This is a genomic window from Ornithinibacillus scapharcae TW25 (genome assembly GCF_000190475.1).
Lineage (GTDB): Bacteria > Bacillota > Bacilli > Bacillales > Amphibacillaceae > Ornithinibacillus > Ornithinibacillus scapharcae.
In genome coordinates this window covers 104,961-126,211 of record NZ_AEWH01000071.1, presented here as the reverse complement: position 1 = coordinate 126,211, position 21,251 = coordinate 104,961, and the positions used below count along the sequence as shown (strand labels likewise).

The window sequence follows — 21,251 nt, the reverse complement described above, 5'->3', positions numbered from 1 at the left end:
TAATGAAAGTTATTAGTAAAACTCAGGCAAAATCTCCCTAAGAACATCGACCAAATAAAGTTGATAAAATCACTATTATTTGTTTATAATGTAAATCATACATAATTTGCATCACCAAGAGTAATCCTTTACAAGGATTGACTTTTATACATGGTAGGTTGAAAAGAACGAGCGAATGCGAGTTTTTCCAATATCAAAGAAAAGGGAGTGCGGTATTGTGAGCTTGGATAATCTTAGCCGCGAGGAAATTAATAAAATGTCAATGTTAGAATTGGCACAAGAAATCTTATTAGATGAGAAAAAGGCACTAGACTTTAGAGATATTTTCAATAAAATTGCCGAACTGAAGGAATATACGGAAGCACAAAAAGAAGATTTTCTTGTGCAATTCTATACAGACTTAAATGTAGACGGTCGATTTATCACGCTTGGTTCCAATATGTGGGGATTAAAGCGTTGGTATCCGTTTGAACAAATTGATGAAGATATTCACAATGAGCCTAAGAAGAAGAAAAAGGCGAAGAAGAAAATCGATGATGATGATGATTTAGACTTAGATTTAGATGATGATCTAGACTTAGACCTAGATGTTGATGATGATCTAGATGATGAAGACGAAGACTTCGATGAAATTGATGACGACTTTGATGAAATCGATGAAGACGATGACGATTTCGACGATTTTGATGATGAAGATGAGGATATTGACGACGAGCTAGAAGATCTGAATGAAATTGAAGATGAAGAGCTTGATGATGAATTAGAGGATGAAGATAAATAATTGACTGCTTGACTTTTAAAGGACAGGTTAGTACAATTTGTATTGGGCTCTTTAAATTAATTTATTCAAAGCGTTCCCCCTAAATAGGGGGAGCGTTTTTTGTGTTTTATACAAGCTTTTAGTGGGAATCTATTACGTAGTGAGGAAAAGATTCGTTCCATAAAACTGATAAAACATAGCTTTTCATTTCGGAAATACCGAAAAAAATCAATACCACTGAATTGTTTTATAACTTCTAGGTTTCATCAGGAAGATTGTGCACAAACTAAATCAAACAGTGGTCGTACTTATAATTCATATGAAAGAGGGATCGTTGTGGCTAAGTATATTTTTGTCACAGGTGGCGTAGTGTCATCTTTAGGAAAAGGAATAACAGCAGCATCAATAGGGAGATTACTGAAAAATCGTGGTTTACAGGTCACCATCCAAAAATTTGACCCATATATTAATGTCGACCCAGGGACAATGAGTCCATATCAACATGGAGAGGTTTTTGTAACCGATGATGGAGCGGAAACGGATCTAGACTTAGGACATTATGAGCGATTTATCGATGAAAACTTAAATAAATATAGTAATATTACGACTGGTAAAGTATATTCCAATGTTATTCGTAAGGAGCGTCGTGGTGATTATTTAGGTGGAACTGTGCAAGTAATACCACATATAACAAATGAAATCAAAGACCAAGTATTCCGCGCAAGTGAAGCGACGGGCGCAGATGTTGTTATTACAGAAATTGGCGGAACAGTAGGGGATATCGAGTCTCTTCCTTTCTTGGAAGCTATTCGCCAAGTGAAAAGTGATATTGGAAAACAAAATGTTATGTATATTCACTGTACATTAGTACCTTTTATAAAAGCAGCTGGAGAACTAAAAACAAAACCTACACAACATAGTGTGAAAGAGTTACGTTCACTTGGAATTCAACCTGATGCTGTTGTATTACGTACGGAACATGAAATAAGTGAAGATATGAAGGATAAAATTGCTTTATTCTGCGATATTCGTGAAGAAGCGGTTATTGAAATGCGTGATGCAGCAAATCTATATGAGATTCCACTGGCATTGCAAGAACAGAAACTTGACCAGCTAGTATGTGACCATTTTGGATTAGAAGTAGGTCCTGCTAATATGACAGAGTGGAAAGGGCTTGTAGAACGTGTTACAAACCTATCCAAGACGATTGATATTGGTTTAGTTGGTAAATATGTGGAACTACAGGATGCTTATATTTCAGTAGTTGAATCACTGAAGCATGCTGGATATGCACATGATGCAGATATTAATGTCCATTGGATTAACTCTGAAAAATTAGATGCCGGAACAATCCGTGAAAAACTTTCACAAGTTGATGGAATCATTGTCCCAGGTGGATTCGGAGATCGTGGAATTGAGGGGAAAATTGAAGCAATTCGCTATGCACGTGAAAATAACATTCCGTTCTTTGGCATTTGCTTAGGAATGCAGTTAGCAACAGTAGAATTTGCACGCAATGTTTTAGGATACACAGATGCACATTCAGCTGAAATCGACCCAAATACTACCCATCCAATAATTGATTTATTACCTGAGCAGAAAGATGTGGAAGATTTAGGTGGTACACTACGTTTGGGCTTGTACCCTTGTAAATTAAAGGATGGCACAAAAACAAAAGAAGCATATAATGGCGCTGATATAGTAGAGGAACGTCATCGTCACCGCTATGAATTCAATAATGAATACCGTGAAGAAATGGAAGCAAAGGGATTTGTTTTCTCTGGAACGAGCCCAGATGGTCGCTTAGTTGAAACGATAGAAATTTCCGATCATCCGTGGTTTGTTGCATGTCAATTCCACCCAGAATTCAAGTCTCGCCCAACTAAGCCACAAAGCCTATTCAAAGGATTTATTGGGGCATCAGTAGAGCGATTTAGCCAAAAATAGCATATAGTACTTTAAATTGTATAGGAATTTAGTCGTGAATTTGACCGTATATGGTACGATTCACGACTTTTTTGTTATAGTCAATTTAGAGTTTATCATTTAGACAATAGGGTATATGATAATGTCATTCATGTAATTCCCATAGCTGAAAATAGGGTGGAAAATTTCTTTAACGTTTGTTCGTTAAAAAGAAGGGTATTTTGTGCTTTATATCGAATATTTAAGCTTGAAGGGGGATCTTGTCACGATGAAGAGAAAAATATTAATAGTAGACGATGAGATTGGAATTCGGTTATTATTGGAAGACCTTTTGGCTAGTGAGCAATACGAGGTGCGGACAGCTGAAAACGGCAAAGAAGCATTGGAACTAGTTAAAATACATAACTTCGATTTACTCCTTATTGATTATAAATTGCCAATTATGGACGGAATAGAAGTGATGAAACAAATAGAAAAAGAGAATATTGTTCTAGATACTATTGTAATGAGTGGCTTAGTAGAAAATATTCAAGAAGATACATATGCATTAAAAAATGTAAAGAAGGTACTATCCAAGCCATTTGATGTACTAGAGGTTCGTAACTTTGTAAATCAACTACTAGCAGATTAGCTAGAATTTTTTAAAAAGTTTGCGAGTGGCTACTTTAGCCCTATAACCTTGCACCAAACTATTTGACTTTGGTATTCTTATATTGAACTTAAGAGAATAAGTAACCTGTTCAATGTTAAAGGAGGATATCAAATGCCATTAGTATCGATGAAAGAGATGCTAGAGAAAGCGAAAGATAACGGCTATGCCGTAGGACAATTCAATATAAATAACTTGGAGTACATACAAGCGATTCTTCAAGCTGCAGAGGAAGAAAAGTCTCCTGTAATTCTAGGTGTTTCTGAAGGTGCTGGGAAATACATGGGTGGCTTCAAAGTAGTTGTTGCAATGGTCAAGTCGTTAATGGAGGAATATGGTACAACTGTTCCTGTAGCGATCCACCTTGATCATGGTTCAAGCTTTGAAAAATGTGCCCAAGCTATTCATGCAGGATTTACTTCTGTCATGATTGATGCATCACATTCACCTATTGAGGAAAACATTGCGACAACTAAGAAAGTTGTCGAATTAGCTCATATCCATGGTGTTTCTGTAGAAGCAGAAGTGGGTACTGTTGGTGGAGAAGAAGATGGTGTTATCGGTGGTATTAATTATGCAGATGCACAAGAGTGTGTACGCTTAGTAAAAGAAGCTGGTATTGACTGTCTTGCTCCAGCACTAGGCTCTGTACATGGTCCATATCAAGGCGAGCCTAACCTTGGCTTCAAAGAAATGGAAGAAATTCTAAATTTAACACAAGTACCATTAGTACTGCATGGTGGTACAGGAATCCCTACAAAGGATATCCAACAAGCAATTTCTTTAGGAACTGCTAAAATTAACGTTAACACTGAAAACCAAATGGCACAGGCAAGAGCTGTACGCGAAGTACTAAATGCAAAACCTGATGTGTATGACCCACGTAAGTATTTAGGACCTGGTACAGAAGCAATCAAGCAAACTGTAATGGGCAAAATGCGCGAGTTTGGTTCTTCTAACAAAGCTTAATAAAAATTAGAGGAAAATGCCCTTTCCGTTTAGTGATTCTCCGTATAGTATAGTAGGTAGGAATCCTGAATTGTGAGGGCTATTCCTATAATTTGGCATCTTTCATTCAGGAAAGTTTAACCTTGTTCCGATAGACAATTTTATTTGGGGAGGTATGAGGCATGAAGTTTTTTATTGATACAGCAAATATAGAAGAAATCCGTTCTGCGAACCAGTTGGGAATAGTGGCAGGTGTAACTACAAATCCTAGTCTGGTAGCAAAAGAAGGGGTATCCTTCCATGACCGTTTACGAGAGATTACGGACGAAGTAAAAGAAGGCTCGGTAAGTGCGGAAGTAATTGCTGAGGATGCAGAAGGAATGATTGCAGAAGGTCTAGAACTAGCTGCAATTGCTCCGAACATTACGATAAAAGTGCCGATGACATTAGAAGGGCTAAAAGCAGTAAAAGCTTTCAGTGACAAAGGTATTACAACAAATGTCACGCTTATCTTTAATGCAAACCAAGCACTACTAGCAGCTAGAGCGGGTGCTACCTATGTTTCCCCCTTCCTTGGTCGTCTAGATGATATCGGACATGATGGAATGCAGCTAATTGCTACCATTTCTGAAATCTTCGACCGTCATCAGATTGACACACAGATTATTGCTGCGAGTATTCGCCATCCGTTACATGTTACGGACGCAGCATTACATGGTGCACATATCGCGACCGTGCCATATAATGTACTAGGCCAGTTAGTGAAGCATCCTTTAACAGACCAAGGTATTGAAAAATTTCTAGCTGATTGGAATAAAGCGAATAAATAAGCATGGAATACGACATGAATGACCAAACTAGAAACAAGATCATTCATGAACCATTTATACTTCAGTAGATAGAAAAGTATAAAAATCTTTCTCGAAACTAAGGCATTCAAAAAGGACGAGCGAATGCAAGTTTTTCTAAAGAATCCAACTTGTCAGTCTAGTCAGCACCGAACAAGGCAACAGTACTGTGGATGCAAATAAATATGTGGAGGATGTCCGCACTAATTGTGTGTAAGGGGTATCCTCACCTCAAAAGCGGGGTTTTAAAATGCAAAAGATGATAGTTGAGGGCGGTCACGTCTTAAATGGAAAGGTACGCATCAGTGGAGCGAAAAACAGCGCTGTAGCACTCCTGCCAGCCGCCATATTGGCTGATTCAGAAGTTATAATAGAGGGACTGCCTCAAATTTCGGATGTATATACATTAAGTGATCTACTAGAAGAAATTGGAGGAAGTGTGTCTTGGGATGGACAAACAATACATATCAATCCAGAGAACATGATCTCGATGCCACTTCCGAATGGGAAAGTAAAAAAGCTCAGAGCTTCTTATTACTTTATGGGAGCAATGCTTGGAAAATTTGGGAAGGCTGTTATCGGTTTGCCTGGAGGATGTTTTCTTGGTCCCCGTCCGATAGACCAACATATAAAAGGCTTTGAAGCTCTAGGTGCTGAGGTAACAAATGAACAAGGTGCCATTTATCTTCGTGCAAAGGAATTAACCGGTGCTCGTATTTATCTCGATGTTGTAAGTGTGGGAGCGACTATCAATATTATGCTTGCCGCAGTTAGAGCAAAAGGCAAAACCATAATCGAAAATGCTGCGAAAGAGCCAGAAATTATTGATGTTGCAACTCTCTTGACCAATATGGGAGCGAAGATTAAAGGTGTGGGGACGGATGTAATCCGCATTGAAGGTGTACCGTCCTTACATGGATGTAGACACACCATCATTCCGGACCGAATTGAAGCTGGAACTTATGCTATTGCAGCAGCGGCTGCTGGTAATGAAGTCATCATTGATAATGTGATTCCACAACATTTGGAGTCATTACTTGCAAAGCTACGCGAAATGGGTGTCACCGTAGAGGATTCAGACGACCAACTATATATTGCATCAAGAAACCCACTAAAAAGCGTGGATATCAAAACATTAGTATATCCAGGTTTTCCTACTGATTTACAACAGCCATTTACCAGTCTTTTGACAAAAGCGCATAACACTGGATTAGTGACTGATACCATTTATTCGGCTAGGCTCAAGCATATTGACGAACTTAGACGAATGAATGCACTTATTAAGGTAGAAGGTGGGTCAGTTATTGTTTCAGGTCCAGTCCAGCTACAAGGAGCAAAAGTGAAAGCGAGCGACCTCCGTGCGGGAGCATCACTAGTTGTTGCTGGTTTAATGGCTAATGGAATTACAGAAATCACTGGACTTGAGCATATCGATCGAGGCTATGAAAACATGACAGAGAAATTAAATAGTCTTGGTGCCAATGTATGGCGTGAGGATATGACCGAAGAAGAAGTTGTCCAGTTTCAGAACTCATAAAAAAAGAACCTGAATTGTCCATTCTACTTCAGGATGAACCTTTTTGGGATGAGGTTATTCGGTAAAGGGAGTTGGATAATATGGAAAGAAGTTTATCAATGGAGATTGTGCGTGTAACAGAAGCCGCAGCACTTGCTTCTGCCCGTTGGATGGGGAGAGGGAAGAAGGAAGAAGCAGATGATGCTGCGACGACTGCTATGCGTGATGTTTTTGATACTATTCCAATGCGCGGAACAGTTGTTATTGGAGAAGGCGAATTGGATGAAGCACCAATGCTTTATATTGGTGAAAAACTAGGTACAGGTGCAGGGCCTCTTGTAGATATTGCAGTTGATCCGTTAGAAGGAACAAATATTGTTGCTAGAGGGACAAATAATGCTCTGACTGTAATAGCGATTGGAGATCACGGTAAAGTACTTCATGCGCCCGATATGTATATGCAAAAAATTGCAGTTGGTCCAGAAGCAGTGGGCAAAATTGATATCAATGCACCAACGATTGATAATCTGAAAGCAGTAGCGAAGGCCAAAAATAAAGACATAGAAGATATTGTTGTTATTTTAATGGATCGCCCACGTCATTACACATTGATTGACGAAATCAGAGAAGCTGGTGCACGCATTAAGCTTATTCAAGACGGTGACGTTGCAGCTGCTATCAGTACTGCATTCGATCATACAGGGATAGATTTGTTTATGGGTATTGGTGGTGCTCCAGAAGGCGTAATTGCTGCTATTGCATTAAAATGCCTAGGTGGAGAAATGCAAGGACGCCTCATTCCACAAAATGAGGAAGAAATTGCCCGTTGTAAGAAGATGGGAATTGAGGATATAAATAAAGTCTTCTATATGGACGACTTTTGTGGTGGAGATGATGCCATTTTTGCAGCTACTGGTGTAACAGATGGGGAATTGCTAAAAGGTGTACAATTTAAAGGTTCAAAAGCTAAAACCCAGTCTGTTGTCATGCGTGCTAAAAGTGGAACTGTTCGTTTTATTGACGGTGAACATAGTCTAAAGAAGAAACCAAATCTGGTTATGCAACCGGAATGAAAGGAACAAGTATAAAATCGGAAAACATTGGAGGGAAAAACCAATGTTTTCCACCCCCCTACTTAAAGGTCAACTTCAAAAGGCTTATCGCCTATACTAACTTTTCCTTGTAATAGAACTGCAAAAAAACGGTTACGTTCTCGATCTTAAAAAAAGTATTGAATATTCCTATGAAAACGTTTAAGATTGTAAATGTTTAAGATAAGTGTTGTTTGGGTACGATACAAATTAAAAGAGAAATATATTCAGACAGAAATCTCGATATTTGAGATGAGTCGAAAAACTTCTATTCTAGCTTCTAATACTATTCTTCCCTTCTAAAATTTTTGATTTCACATCAGGAAGTAATAATTTTATTCATAAGCAGATAGGAAAGCAAAACAACTTTCCAAGTTGCATGGAAAACTAGCGCATTCCCAAGCTATAAGTGAATGGGTGTTTTTCTAATAACGAATCAGACTAAGCTCTTATCAATTAATGACTAGATATTCAGATTTTTTACTGAGCCTTTACATAATCAGTAATTATCTATCAAAATAGTAAATATGTATATAGAATAGGCGTGGTGACAATATGGCTGAACTTACCTTAAGTAAGCTTGAAGAACTGACATTGAAGGAAATTTATGCATTAGCGAGAGAATATAAGGTTTCTTATTATGCTAAACTAACAAAAAAAGAACTTATTTTTTCAATCTTAAAAGCACAGGCAGAAAAAGATGGCTTTCTATTTATGGATGGAGTATTAGAAATTATTCCATCAGAAGGCTTTGGTTTTTTAAGACCAATTAATTACTCTCCTAGTGCAGAGGACATTTATATATCTGCATCCCAAATTCGCAGGTTTGATTTGCGTAATGGAGATAAAGTATCTGGTAAGGTTCGCCCGCCGAAAGAAAACGAGCGTTATTATGGATTACTTCATGTTGATGCCGTAAACGGTGAGGATCCAGATTCTTCTAAAGAACGGGTTCATTTCCCAGCACTAACAGCGTTATACCCAGATAGAATTATGAAGCTTGAAACAGAATCAAACAAGCTTTCTACAAGAATTATGGACTTAATGGCCCCTGTCGGTTTTGGTCAACGTGGTCTAATCGTTGCACCACCAAAAGCAGGTAAAACAATGCTGCTAAAAGAAATAGCAAATAGTATTTCGGTAAACCATCCTGAGGCAAAACTAATTATTCTATTAGTAGATGAACGTCCTGAGGAAGTAACTGATATTGAACGTTCTGTACATCCCGATGTTGATGTAGTAAGTTCTACGTTTGACGAGGTTCCTGAAAATCATATTAAGGTTTCTGAACTTGTACTAGAACGTGCAATGCGTTTAGTAGAGCATAAGCGTGATGTTATTGTACTGATGGACAGTATTACACGTTTAGCTCGTGCTTATAACTTAGTCATTCCACCAAGTGGTCGTACACTTTCTGGTGGTATTGATCCTTCAGCATTCCACCGTCCGAAGCGTTTCTTCGGAGCGGCACGAAATATTGAAGAAGGTGGAAGCTTTACTATTCTTGCAACAGCTTTAGTAGATACAGGTTCTCGTATGGATGATGTTATCTATGAGGAATTCAAAGGTACTGGTAATATGGAATTACATTTAGACCGTAATCTAGCTAATAGAAGAATCTTCCCTGCGATTGATATTCTACGTTCAGGTACACGTAAGGAAGAGTTATTAGTGGAGAAAAGCCAGTTGGACAAGATGTGGGCAATCCGTAAAACGATGCAAGATACTCCAGACTTCCTAGATCGTTTCTTGAGAAAGCTGAAGCTATCTGAGAGTAATGGAGAGTTCTTACAAAAATTAGAAGAAGAAATGCAGCGTAAAAGAGCTTCGAAATAACCAAATTAGGATTAGGTAATATTTTTCTGCACGAAATATGTCAATAGGCTATTGCAAACATCTTCTCATATTGATATAATTTTTTAGTGAGTTTAGAAAAGGTGTATACCTAATGTGGCTCTTAAAATAACTCTGTTTCCAAAGGATTCAGGGCAGAAGGAGTGAAAGAAATGAAAGAAGGAATTCATCCAGAGTACAGAAAAGTAGTATTTCTTGATACTAGCTCTGACTTTAAATTCTTAAGTGGTTCTACTAAGAGTTCTGACGAAACTATCGAATGGGAAGATGGTAACACATACCCACTACTTCGTGTCGAAATCAGCTCTGAATCACATCCGTTCTACACTGGTAAGCAAAAGGCTGACACTGTTGGTGGACGTGTAGATCGATTCAAGAAGAAATATAATATGAAATAAGATTCACTGTTACTACCAGTGAATAACCGAATGATACAATTTTTTGGGTGAGTTTACTCATGCCGATAAAAACAGGCAAATCTATATGCTTTGCCTGTTTTTTATTTAGTAAAAGGGAAATCTCACCTGTTTAAGGTTAAGGAAAACTACCGCATTCACAGGAAGACGAGTGAATGCGAGTTTTTCCTATTGATGGTCACATAAAATGAACTTTTTAACATAGAAGAAATGAAGGGAGATCCCAAAACATGTATGTGATGAAGCAAAGCGGCTGGCTAGAAGTGATCTGCGGCAGCATGTTTTCAGGTAAATCCGAAGAACTAATTCGAAGAGTAAGAAGAGCAACGTATGCGAATCAAAAAGTTCAGGTCTTCAAACCGGCTATTGATAATCGCTATGATGATGTTGCAGTGGTATCCCACAACGGTACTTCTGTTATGGCAACACCGGTGGATTCATCCGCAAACATACTAGAGAATCTACTACCTAACGTAGAAATAGTAGGGATCGATGAAGCGCAATTCTTTGATGAAGATATTATCTATGTCGCAGAGCAACTTGCAGACCGAGGTATCCGCGTGATTGCAGCAGGACTAGACCAAGACTTCCGTGGTGAGCCATTCGGCCCGATGCCAGAACTAATGGCTCTAGCAGAATCCGTAACAAAACTGAATGCAATTTGTCCACTTTGCGGATCTCCCGCAAGCCGTACACAACGATTAATTAATGGACAACCAGCATCCTATAATGACCCAATCATTCTTGTTGGTGCATCGGAGTCCTATGAACCAAGATGCCGCCACCATCATGAAGTTCCAAACCGCCCGACAAGTGCGGAAATGCGTAAGTTGATGAATGTTGGGGAGTAATGTGAATTGAGCGCCTGTTATAGGCGCTTTTTTGTTTGGGATTGTTGGTGGGTGGCGGGGTGCCAACATTGTTGCCATTTGGCCGAACAATACTGTTTTTTTCGGCGAACAAACCAAATTATCGCTGAAGTTTGGGGAAATCCGACCGAACCAGAAACCATATTCGCCGAACAGCTTATTTAATCATGGAACTGAACAAATGAAAGAAGGAAAATCCTCCATCCGTATAGAAATAATTGTGGGAGGAGGAGAGTCTTTAATAATATTAAAAAAAGAGAACCGTTGGAAGAGCTCTTACAGTTGTAGGCTTTATTAAAAAGGTTAGCACACAACGATCCATTAACTACAATTCTTCAAGCTGAGCTCCGAAAAAGGAAAAGACCGGTTACTGGTGAAAAAGAAATCGAGTTTCCATTGAAATTTTTAAATCAGGAGGAATACATTATTCTACATGATTTGCGAATTAAAGATTATGCCGGTTACTTCCAGATTGATACCTTAGTTATGAGCCCGAAATTTCTGTTGATAGTTGAGATAAAAAATTGGTATGGAAAAGTGATTTTCGGATCAAAAGGACAAGTTACCAGAGTAGGGGATGGTGGAAAGGAAGAAGGATTTAATAACCCCGTATTTCAAGCAAAACTTCAGAGACATCGGTTAAACCTCTTGTTACACTCCCAAGGGGAAAAGAAACTTCCTATCGAATTTCATGTTGTTATCGCATTACCCTCAACCATAATTAAATCGGAGAGTCCAGATTCCATCCCAAAACAAGTTATTTATAATAATGAACTATTGTTTGCCATTCATAACTTGGAAACGCAGTATACCAATTCCGTTATTACGGTGCCAGACCTCGAATGCTTAGCCAATAGATTGATTTCCTCACACGACTCCAGTGCACGGAATATACTTGATTCATTTAACATTAGCAAAGAATCCGTAATAAAAGGTGTCATCTGCCCAGTATGCGACCATTCTCCAATGGTTAGGAAAAAACACAAATGGCACTGTGTACAATGTATGCACTATTCAAAGGACGCCCACCTTGAAGCACTCTCAGACTATAAGCTACTTTTTAATCGATACATCACGAATAGCCAAGCCAGAGACTTTTTAAAAGTGGATTCACCATATGTGGTCAAAAGGCTACTCCAGCAGGGTGGATTTAGGTCTGTTGGGAATACGAGTAACCGTTACTATATCTTGTAAAGAGAGCATTCGCCGAACCTTTTTGCAAAATTCCCGAGGTTAGTCTTGTTTTCGCCGAACCACATTGAAAAACCGCCGAAGCACATCACTCCCCCCCACCCCCACAAAAGAATTTTGACCTGAACCCTTCCGTATACTATAATTATACTGTTAATCTTAGTGAGGTGACCGTGATGTTAGATCGTTTGCAATCATTGGAAGATCGTTACAATAAATTGAATGAATTATTAAGTGACCCGGAAGTTATTAGTGATACGAATAAATTACGTGAGTATTCCAAGGAACAGTCTGGTCTTGAGGATGTTGTACAGGCATATCGTGAGTATAAGGATGTGACTGGGCAACTAAAAGATGCGAAGGAAATGCTAGAGGATGACCTAGACCAGGAAATGCATGCTATGGTTAAGACAGAGATTTCTGACCTTTCGGCTGCAAAGGAAGAATTAGAAGAACGAATGAAAATTCTTCTATTACCGAAAGACCCGAATGACGACAAGAATGTTTTCGTGGAGATTCGTGGTGCAGCTGGTGGAGATGAAGCAGCATTATTTGCTGGGGATCTTTACCGTATGTATACCCGTTATGTAGAGAGCCAAGGCTGGAAGGCTGATGTTATGGATGCTCATACAACAGGTGTCGGTGGTTATAAGGAAATTATCTTCATGGTAAAAGGACAGGGAGCTTACTCCAAGCTGAAGTATGAAAATGGTGCTCACCGTGTCCAACGTGTACCGGAAACGGAATCTGGTGGCCGTATTCATACGTCGACTGCAACAGTTGCGGTATTACCTGAGGCAGAGGAAGTAGAAGTTGAGCTTCATGATAAAGATATTCGTGTCGATCTGTTTGCATCAAGTGGACCTGGTGGACAAAGTGTAAACACGACCATGTCAGCGGTTCGCTTAACACATTTACCGACAGGGATTGTTGTATCCATGCAGGATGAAAAGTCGCAGATCAAGAACAAAGAAAAGGCAATGAAAATTCTTCGTGCGCGTGTGTATGATAAGTTTCAACAGGAAGCACAGGCGGAATATGATGAACATCGTAAGTCAGCAGTAGGTACAGGTGACCGTTCAGAACGTATTCGTACGTACAACTTCCCACAAAACCGTGTGACTGATCATCGTATCGGATTAACGATTCAAAAGCTTGACCAGATTTTAGAAGGTAAGCTTGATGAAGTGATCGATGCGCTGATAATGGAAGAACAAGCTAAGAAATTAGAGCAAATTGGTGAATAATATGACCCAAAAACAATACGAAGTCCTTAACTGGGCTTCTCTTTTTTTAGAACAACATAATCGTGAGACAAGGGTAGCAGAGCTTTTACTTCAGCATCATTTAAACGTATCGCGAACGCAATTTTACTCACAAATGCGCGACGAAATACCAGCTAGTATAGTAGAAAAGTACCGTGAGGATATAGAAAATCATGCGGAAACCGGTGTACCTATTCAGCACATAACAGGTTATGAAACCTTCTATAGTAGAAAATTTTATGTAAATCCTCATGTTTTAATCCCACGCCCGGAAACGGAAGAATTAGTCTTACATGTAATTAATCATGCACCAAAGGACCAGCCAATAACCATAGTTGATATCGGAACTGGTAGTGGAATTATCGCAATTACACTGGCCCTAGAATTACCGAATGCTACTGTGTATGCTATCGATATTTCAAAAGATGCCTTAGCCACAGCTAGAAAAAATGCGGAGACTTTGCAAGCAGATGTCACATTTTTGTATGGGGATTTTCTGGAGCCTTTCATAGATAAAAATCTAACAGCTGATATCGTCGTTTCTAATCCTCCTTATATTTCAGAGGATGAACGTGAGCAACTTTCGGATACAGTCATAAACCATGATCCGGAGCTTGCATTATTTGCTGAGGACCAAGGTCTCGCTGCTTATAAACATATAACGAAAATGCTGCCTCGAGCAGTGAAAAAAGGTGGAACTGTTGCATTTGAAATCGGTTATTTGCAAGGGGAAAGTGTAAAGTCATTGATTCAGGAAACATTTCCAAACTCATCTGTAAGAGTACTTCAAGACATCAATGGAAGAGATCGAATAGTATTTGCGAATAACCTAAGCTAGGGGAGATATTATGAAAACCTTTCCTATGTTGGATTATGGGTTATTTTACTAATAAGTATGACGGCACAGATTTTCATGCATTGGGATTCAAACAAGCCATTAGTTGGGCTTAATGCTCTTGGAATAGTAATTATCATACTACTATTTTTCCATTAGAAAAGAAAAGAACGTATCACAACAGGATACGCTCTTTTCTTAAATAATCTCTCTAATATCCTCCCAACCATATACAAGCTCTAAAAGGTTTTCTCCACCGATTTCGATTTTTTCTATTCCAATTTGCTTTGCGCCAAGAGCCTCATAAAAATAACGAGAAGGATTATCTGCTAAAACCATTACAGTCATAGAATAGATGCCTTTTTCTTTCAACATTTCCACAACAGGCTCTACTAACTTTCTCCCAAGACCTTTTCGTTGATAGGATTCCAATAAATAAATAGCATATAATTCTCCCTTGTATTCTGGATAATTTCCAGTCCGTTCGATACCGCCACCTGAGAATCCTACAATCTGCCCATTCTCATTTTCAACAACATATACATTTTCCTGAGGGATAATCGTCTGCCATCTTTTTTCACGGTCATCATCATTCATATTATTTAAATATTCGTCTGAAACAATGTTTCGATAGGTTGTTCTCCAGCTATCAATTTGTACTTTGGCAATCCCTCTTGCATCAGCAACGCTAGCTTTTCTGACTTTCACATGAATCCCTCCAATAGAAAAATAATAGATTACTAGTTTAAAAATGTTCCTACCTGACCATACTGTGACTAAATCATAGTGTTAGGGGTGGGGTTGAAAATGAAAAAACTAGGAATTATTTTAATTATACTTATTATGATTGCAATTGCCATGCCAATCAAGGGGCAAGGTGATGAAAATAATATGGATGACTATCAGGTTATTCCGGATGATGCGATTCGTTTACGAATTCTAGCAAATAGTGATAATGAAGCTGATCAAAAGATTAAACAAAAGGTACGAGATGATGTAAATGTAGCAATTACAGAGTGGGTTGCAGACATTACGGATATTGAAGAAGCTAGAAAATTATTGGCAAGTAAAGTTCCTGAAATTCATGAAATTGTGAAAGAGACGTTGAAAGAAGCTGGAGAAAAACGAGAAATTGATGTGGAGTATAATGATAGTGTTAGTTTTCCAACGAAAATTTACGGTACATATCTTTATCCAGCTGGAGAATACGAAGCAATTTTAATCACGATTGGCGAAGGAGAAGGCTCGAACTGGTGGTGCGTCTTATTCCCTCCGTTATGCTTCTTAGATTTTGCAAATGGGATTAGTGTGGCGGAGGCAAGCCCAGGTGGTTTTGAGGAAGAAGCTGAGAGTGAAGAGGGATTGAAGATAAAATTTTTCCTATTTGAATGGCTTGGATTGTCATAGAGTCAAAATCTCATGCATAAAATGATAGAAAAGCGAGATTCTAGAAAATGTTATTTCAGAAGTGCTATAAAAATTCTATCATAACAGGGGTGTAGATATGAAATTACTACTAGCAAGTGAGGTACCAAATGAGAAACTTGAAATATTTTTACGAACGACAGACCAAGTAGACGGGGAAAGTCTAATCAATGACGGATATGTAGTTGAAATTGCGAATGAAATCAAAGGATGCTTTGTCCTTTCATCTGTTGACGCTGGTGTGTTTTGGCTAAAGCAGCTATATATAGCTAAGGAAGCCGCGCAGAATTTACCAGTACTTTTAGAAACAATCATTGTTCTTGCAAAGACGAAGGAAGCGAAAAAGGTTTATGTACATAGTCATCAACCGGTTGTGGATATATTACTTGGTGCGTTACAGTTCCACCCACAGAAAGAAGCATTAAAAGTGAACAATTTACAAGGAAAAGAAGGAAACTGGTGGGCATACGAAGTCTCATAAGCAATTCTTATTCACATAATCCACAATACACTGTGAACAACTTGTGTGAAAACTGTCAATAAGTCTAAATATAGTGGATAATCTGTGTATAATCCGTTTTAAATAAACGTTTGTTTGGAAAACCTGTGGATAAACACGGGTTTTCTTTTGATTTCTGTGGATAACACTATGTTTTGCTAAACCTCTGCCGATTCGGGTAAAATGAGAAAAGGAAAAGAGGTAGTAGTGATGATAGATACAAAACGATGGAAAATAGCTGAGAGTGGAAAAAGCAAGGAGGAAACAATTGCCGAAGCAGCGCAGTTGCTTAAGGCAGGTCATACCGTTGCCTTTCCAACAGAGACAGTATACGGCCTTGGGGCAGATGCAACAAATGCAGAAGCCGTAGCGAAAATTTTCCAAGCAAAAGGTCGTCCACAGGATAATCCGCTTATTGCACATGTTGCAAGCAAGGACCAGTTATTAAAGCTGGTAGATAGTCTACCTGACTATGTGGAAAATTTAATAGATGCTTTTTCACCTGGACCTATTACGTATGTACTACCTAGTAATGGTATATGTGCGGAAAACGTAACGGCGGGGTTACCTACAGTAGGAGTTCGGATACCGAGTCACCCGGTTGCATTAGCTTTACTAAAAGTATGTGATGTACCGATAGCTGCTCCAAGTGCAAATCTATCTGGAAAGCCTAGTCCCACAACTGCAGACCACGTATGGGAGGACCTGAATGGTAGAATTGCAGGAATTGTAGATGGTGGCCCAACTGGAGTCGGAGTGGAATCAACGATTATAGATTGCACACAGGAAACGCCATCTATATTACGACCTGGTGGTATCTCTAAAGAAGAAATTGAGGAAATAGTTGGCAAAGTTTTAGTAGATCCAGCACTTGATAACGGTGACACAAAGGAAAAACCAAAGGCACCAGGAATGAAATATACCCACTATGCACCTGAGGTTCCTTTATGGTTAGTGGAAGGGGATAATGCTAGGCTACAGAAAGTTTATCAAGAATTAGTTGATGAGGGGAAGCGTGTCGGTGTTTTAGCCAACCGCAATACACTAGAAAAATTAAACGTCACCGATCAAATATCGTTAGGAGAGTCGCTTGAAGAAGTTGCAGCGAACTTATATGATAGCTTACGAAGATTTAAGCAAGGAGAAATTGATATCATCCTTTGTGAAACCTATCCAGAGATAGGCATTGGACAAGCAATCATGAATCGATTACGTAAGGCTGCTAGCCGTTATGTGGAAAAATGATAAGGATAAGTTTTTAATAAGAAAAGCAACACCTTTAATATCCGAATAAACCCCCTTGGACATGCATATAGTGTAGAAGGCATGTCCAAGGGGGATGATTCATGGGGGATTATTTTTCAATAGTAATAATGTCATTGGCAATAGGAATGGATGCATTTTCTGTTAGTCTTGGACTAGGAATGCAACGAATGCGACTTAAAAAAATAGCATACATTGGACTAGTCGTAGGAGTATTTCATATTATTATGCCTTTTCTTGGTATTATAGTAGGAAAATTAATCTCTGCTCAAATTGGTGAGTGGACAACCCTAGCTGGAGGGTTACTGTTATTTGGGATTGGCGCTCATATGTTATTTTCAGCGTTTAATCATGAAGTTGGTAAAGTCATCCAGACAACTGGAATGGGCTTGCTAATCTTCGCATTTAGTGTAAGTATCGATAGCTTTTCGGTGGGCCTTAGTCTTGGTCTGTCCGAAGTGAAAACAGTACTTACACTCATCTTATTTGGGTTTACTAGTATGGTACTAACCTGGGCTGGTATGTTAATAGGAAGAAAAGTTCGAGGGCTTTTAGGTGCATACAGTGAAATACTCGGAGGAAGTATTCTCTGCGGATTCGGTTTATACATCATCTTTTAGTGTATAGGGATTCTAGAGCATCGACAATTGTTTCATAAAAAATGCCGTATATCAAATCAATAATCTGGGAATCGCACAGTTAAATTACAGTGCGATTTTTTATTGATTTGATAGGACTCGCGATTAATTCACAATAAAATAATTGAACCCCATATCTTTAGATACTAATCTAACAGATTGGAGTTCATTTTTTTCAATCACATATGAAACTATATATTAAGAAATAATGCTGTATTTTCCGTGTCTTACTACAGTGTTAGGCATTTCATATCCCAATACCTTTGCTGCGTCCTTTGACAATTCCACCAATACACTATTTTCTCTCACTTGAAATACCTTTCCTTCGTACTGCTGGTTCCTTCTATCGAAAAGAACCACATCCCCTACATTTGCTGTTTCAGTATTTTTCATTAACTTCCCCTCCCAAAGGATAATACCTAAATGAGACTTCTCTATATTGTATAGAAGAATTACCGAGGCTATGTAAACAAAAATGGAGCGAAGATTAGAGAAATAGTAAAATGGTAACTTAGGTATTTTCAATTCTTATAACAATAGTAATACTTTTGTATTAGAATTTCTACAAATTTTTTCATTTTTTGACAATTTGCGAAAAAATAACTAGTTATAAAGTCCTATTTAGCTATTTTTTGTCGTACGAAATAATCATTTTCAAATATTTCGCCAATTTAAAATAAATAACTGTTAGAAATGAAATCATAACACATATAACCTTAAACGGAAAGAGGGATATTTGTCCATGCTTTTTCTGTCAACTGTCTGTAAACTGTGTTATATTTTAGTTAGAAATTCACTTGGTTGTTCATACCACTTGAATTGGAATTGGAGGTATTTTCATGAGGGTTCTATTTGTATGTACTGGGAATACATGCCGTAGCCCGATGGCTGAAGCTCTATTAAAAAGCAGGGTGCCTGACGCTGAGGTAAAATCTGCAGGGATTTTTGCTGCGAAGAATCAAAGGGCATCTAAGAATGCAATTGTAGCGCTAGAGAAAAAGGGTATTAAGCTAGACCATTTATCCAATCCTGTTGATGAAAAACTGTTAAACTGGGCAGACGTTATTTTAACCATGACTACGCAGCATAAGCAATCCCTTATCATGCAGTATCCAAATTTTCAAGATAAGTATTATACGTTAAAGGAGTATGTTTCCGATTCCGATAAAAAGATATGGGATGAACTAAAGTCGTTATATGCAGACTATGAAACGAAACGATCACAATTTATACTAGAAAACCAACGCAAATTAAGTAATCCTGAATTAGAAAAGCAACTACGAGAATATCTACAATATGATATTGAAAAAATCAGCCAGTTAGAGAGTAGCTTAATCAATTATGATATTTCAGATCCATTTGGTGGAGACCTCAAAACATATCAAGAAACGTTAGATGAATTAGAAGAATTTATTGGGTTATTAATTAAAAAATATAGATAGAAAAACTGGGGGAAGACAAAATGAGCGATAAATATCGTTTTGGACTAAGGTTAAAGTTAGTATTCTTTACAACTGTATTAGCAATTATCACCTACTCTACTAGTGCATTTTTCCTTTATTTTCTTTATGACTATATTGTGGAGTTTTGGGCTGTATCCATGGAAGTCTATACATTAATTACCTTATCCTTAGGGATATTTTGGTCGGGTGTGCTGGCGTACTTTGCAGCTCGTATTATAACCAAACCATTAAATAAGCTAGCTCATGTCGCATCAGAAGTGGCAGAAGGTAATCTTAACCAACAAGTAGACATCCCGTCCTCAGATGATGAAATCCGTGCTTTAAGCACATCTTTTAATGCGATGCTTAGCAATTTGCAAGAAATGGTACATAATATAGATGTACATTTCAAAACTACGAACGAATCTGTTGTAGAATTACGAAATGCTTCTAGTGAAGTATCCCAACATTCCGCCCAAATTAGTGCATCCATAGAAGATATTTCTAAGGGAGCTGAAACTTCTTCAGAAGCGATTCAACAAACGGTTGAATCCGTAGAGGAAGCAACTGTCTTAGCAGAAAAAGTTCAAGAAAAAGCTGGACAGTCAAAAGAAAAATCCACGACCATGTTGGAGACATTAAACACGAGTAAGGCAGTTGTACATCAATTAGTGGAAGGAATTCAAAAGCTTGCACAAGACCAAGAATACTCCCTGAAAGATGTGGATCATCTAAAAGAAAATGCTCTTCAAGTAGAATCGATTATTTCAATGGTCGGTGAAATAGCGGAGCAAACGAATTTGCTTGCATTAAATGCTTCTATTGAAGCCGCAAGAGCTGGTGAACATGGAAAAGGATTTGCAGTTGTTGCGGATGAGATACGTAAACTCGCTGATCAAAGTGCTCAAGCAGTCCAACGTATTTCTGAATTAATTATGGCAATTCAAGACGATGTGAATAGAGTTGTGAAGAAAATTAATGAAAATGTCCAGTTTGCGTTTAAAGAGGCGAATAATGGAATTAGAACGAATACAGCTATTGAGCAAATGTCTAGTTCAGTAGAAGAAGTTGCCAGTGAAATTGATGTGATTCTTAACATTGTAAATCAGCAGCTTGCATCTATCCAGGCGACAGCTTCTCAATCTCAAGAAGTGGCGGCAATTGCGCAAGAAACCTCAGCTGGTGCAGAGGAAGTTAATGCATCGGTACATGAGCAAGCAGCGTCCATTGGAAAAGTTGATGAACTTGTTCATGATTTAGAAGAACAAGCAAGAGGCTTGAATAAGCAAATACAAAAGTTTAAGGTTAAGTAATACAATCTAGAATAGGAGTGTCGCAAAGTGAAAGTAATTATCTCAGGTGATCATGCAGGGATGACAATCCGAAATGAAGTAAAAAGCTTGCTAGAAGAGATGGGTATTGAATATGAGGATGTTGGCTGTAGTTGTGAAACATCGGTAGATTATCCGGATTATGCATTACCAGCAGCAGAACGAGTTGCAAAAGGAGAATTTGACCGCGGTATTTTAGTTTGTGGTACAGGAATTGGAATGTCTATTGCCGCGAATAAAGTGAAAGGTATTCGTTGTGCTTTACTTTCTGACGTGTACAGTGCGAAGCTTACTCGTATGCATAATGATACCAATATGATAGCTATGGGTGAACGAGTGTTAGGCCCTGGTCTAGCTAGAGAAATAGCAAAAGCTTGGCTTGAAACTGATTTCGAAGGCGGCCGTCACGAAAAGCGGTTAGATAAAATTACAGCTTATGAAGCGAAAAATTAATTAGAAGTTGAATCGGGACATGAGTATTTCCT

At 38.4% G+C, this 21,251-nt stretch carries 22 protein-coding genes; 20 read left to right on the top strand and 2 right to left on the bottom strand.

The window, feature by feature from the left end; translation table 11 throughout:
• The first annotated feature begins 217 nt into the window (after positions 1–217).
• From rpoE to prmC, 13 genes are all read left to right on the top strand, one after another.
• Positions 218–781 carry a DNA-directed RNA polymerase subunit delta gene (gene rpoE, locus G5W_RS0119780; RefSeq protein ID WP_010099479.1) on the top strand — a complete coding sequence of 188 codons (564 nt, stop codon included), beginning with the start codon at positions 218–220 and terminating at the stop codon, positions 779–781.
• A 315-nt stretch (positions 782–1,096) separates the two neighbouring features.
• Positions 1,097–2,707: a CTP synthase gene (locus G5W_RS0119775; protein WP_010099477.1), complete on the top strand. Its 1,611-nt coding sequence runs from the start codon at positions 1,097–1,099 to the stop codon at positions 2,705–2,707.
• Positions 2,708–2,954: 247 nt separating this feature from the next.
• A complete protein-coding gene (locus G5W_RS0119770; RefSeq protein WP_010099476.1) occupies positions 2,955–3,317 on the top strand; it encodes a response regulator in 363 nt (120 codons plus the stop codon).
• A gap of 132 nt (positions 3,318–3,449) precedes the next feature.
• Complete coding sequence (locus G5W_RS0119765; protein WP_010099474.1) at positions 3,450–4,304, top strand: class II fructose-bisphosphate aldolase; 855 nt, start codon at positions 3,450–3,452, stop codon at positions 4,302–4,304.
• Between the two features lie 161 nt (positions 4,305–4,465).
• Positions 4,466–5,113, top strand: a complete 648-nt coding sequence (gene fsa / locus G5W_RS0119760) for a fructose-6-phosphate aldolase (protein WP_010099473.1) — start codon at positions 4,466–4,468, stop codon at positions 5,111–5,113.
• 268 nt (positions 5,114–5,381) lie between these two features.
• Positions 5,382–6,668, top strand: a complete 1,287-nt coding sequence (locus G5W_RS0119755) for a UDP-N-acetylglucosamine 1-carboxyvinyltransferase (protein WP_010099471.1) — start codon at positions 5,382–5,384, stop codon at positions 6,666–6,668.
• Between the two features lie 80 nt (positions 6,669–6,748).
• Positions 6,749–7,720 carry a class II fructose-bisphosphatase gene (glpX, locus tag G5W_RS0119750; protein ID WP_010099470.1) on the top strand — a complete coding sequence of 324 codons (972 nt, stop codon included), beginning with the start codon at positions 6,749–6,751 and terminating at the stop codon, positions 7,718–7,720.
• Between the two features lie 573 nt (positions 7,721–8,293).
• Positions 8,294–9,574 carry a transcription termination factor Rho gene (rho, locus tag G5W_RS0119745; RefSeq protein ID WP_010099469.1) on the top strand — a complete coding sequence of 427 codons (1,281 nt, stop codon included), beginning with the start codon at positions 8,294–8,296 and terminating at the stop codon, positions 9,572–9,574.
• A 170-nt stretch (positions 9,575–9,744) separates the two neighbouring features.
• Positions 9,745–9,990: a type B 50S ribosomal protein L31 gene (locus G5W_RS0119740; protein WP_010099468.1), complete on the top strand. Its 246-nt coding sequence runs from the start codon at positions 9,745–9,747 to the stop codon at positions 9,988–9,990.
• Between the two features lie 248 nt (positions 9,991–10,238).
• On the top strand, positions 10,239–10,859 hold the full coding sequence (locus tag G5W_RS0119735; protein ID WP_010099467.1) for a thymidine kinase: 621 nt from the start codon (positions 10,239–10,241) through the stop codon (positions 10,857–10,859).
• A 348-nt stretch (positions 10,860–11,207) separates the two neighbouring features.
• Positions 11,208–12,071 (top strand): nuclease-related domain-containing protein, encoded by an 864-nt coding sequence (locus G5W_RS22600; protein ID WP_081472507.1) that lies wholly within the window; start codon positions 11,208–11,210, stop codon positions 12,069–12,071.
• Positions 12,072–12,244: 173 nt separating this feature from the next.
• A complete protein-coding gene (prfA, locus tag G5W_RS0119715; RefSeq protein ID WP_010099463.1) occupies positions 12,245–13,315 on the top strand; it encodes a peptide chain release factor 1 in 1,071 nt (356 codons plus the stop codon).
• Position 13,316: 1 nt separating this feature from the next.
• Positions 13,317–14,171, top strand: a complete 855-nt coding sequence (gene prmC / locus G5W_RS0119710) for a peptide chain release factor N(5)-glutamine methyltransferase (RefSeq protein WP_010099460.1) — start codon at positions 13,317–13,319, stop codon at positions 14,169–14,171.
• Between the two features lie 195 nt (positions 14,172–14,366).
• Here the strand turns inward: prmC and G5W_RS0119705 are convergent, their stop codons facing one another.
• Complete coding sequence (locus G5W_RS0119705; RefSeq protein WP_010099459.1) at positions 14,367–14,876, bottom strand: GNAT family N-acetyltransferase; 510 nt, start codon at positions 14,874–14,876, stop codon at positions 14,367–14,369.
• 99 nt (positions 14,877–14,975) lie between these two features.
• Between G5W_RS0119705 and spoIIR the strand changes: the two genes are divergently transcribed.
• The 4 genes from spoIIR (at position 14,976) to G5W_RS0119685 (ending at position 17,975) form a co-directional block, all read left to right on the top strand.
• Complete coding sequence (spoIIR, locus tag G5W_RS0119700; protein WP_010099458.1) at positions 14,976–15,575, top strand: stage II sporulation protein R; 600 nt, start codon at positions 14,976–14,978, stop codon at positions 15,573–15,575.
• Positions 15,576–15,672: 97 nt separating this feature from the next.
• The gene (locus G5W_RS0119695) at positions 15,673–16,074 is read left to right on the top strand and encodes a GNAT family N-acetyltransferase (RefSeq protein ID WP_010099457.1); all 402 of its coding nucleotides are present in this window, start codon (positions 15,673–15,675) and stop codon (positions 16,072–16,074) included.
• 228 nt (positions 16,075–16,302) lie between these two features.
• Positions 16,303–17,337 carry an L-threonylcarbamoyladenylate synthase gene (locus G5W_RS0119690; RefSeq protein ID WP_010099456.1) on the top strand — a complete coding sequence of 345 codons (1,035 nt, stop codon included), beginning with the start codon at positions 16,303–16,305 and terminating at the stop codon, positions 17,335–17,337.
• A gap of 101 nt (positions 17,338–17,438) precedes the next feature.
• Positions 17,439–17,975 carry a manganese efflux pump MntP gene (locus tag G5W_RS0119685; RefSeq protein WP_010099455.1) on the top strand — a complete coding sequence of 179 codons (537 nt, stop codon included), beginning with the start codon at positions 17,439–17,441 and terminating at the stop codon, positions 17,973–17,975.
• Positions 17,976–18,191: 216 nt separating this feature from the next.
• On the opposite strand, the gene G5W_RS0119680 is transcribed toward G5W_RS0119685, so the two are convergent.
• Positions 18,192–18,386 (bottom strand): DUF2187 family protein, encoded by a 195-nt coding sequence (locus G5W_RS0119680; RefSeq protein WP_010099454.1) that lies wholly within the window; start codon positions 18,384–18,386, stop codon positions 18,192–18,194.
• 446 nt (positions 18,387–18,832) lie between these two features.
• Between G5W_RS0119680 and G5W_RS0119675 the strand changes: the two genes are divergently transcribed.
• Genes G5W_RS0119675 through rpiB form a run of 3 tightly spaced genes read left to right on the top strand, consistent with a single transcriptional unit; the run spans position 18,833 to position 21,219 of the window.
• A complete protein-coding gene (locus tag G5W_RS0119675; RefSeq protein ID WP_010099452.1) occupies positions 18,833–19,435 on the top strand; it encodes a low molecular weight protein arginine phosphatase in 603 nt (200 codons plus the stop codon).
• Positions 19,436–19,455: 20 nt separating this feature from the next.
• Positions 19,456–20,748: a methyl-accepting chemotaxis protein gene (locus tag G5W_RS0119670; protein WP_010099451.1), complete on the top strand. Its 1,293-nt coding sequence runs from the start codon at positions 19,456–19,458 to the stop codon at positions 20,746–20,748.
• Between the two features lie 27 nt (positions 20,749–20,775).
• Positions 20,776–21,219, top strand: coding sequence for a ribose 5-phosphate isomerase B (gene rpiB / locus G5W_RS0119665; RefSeq protein ID WP_010099450.1), 444 nt, complete (start codon positions 20,776–20,778; stop codon positions 21,217–21,219).
• The last annotated feature ends 32 nt before the right edge of the window (positions 21,220–21,251 follow it).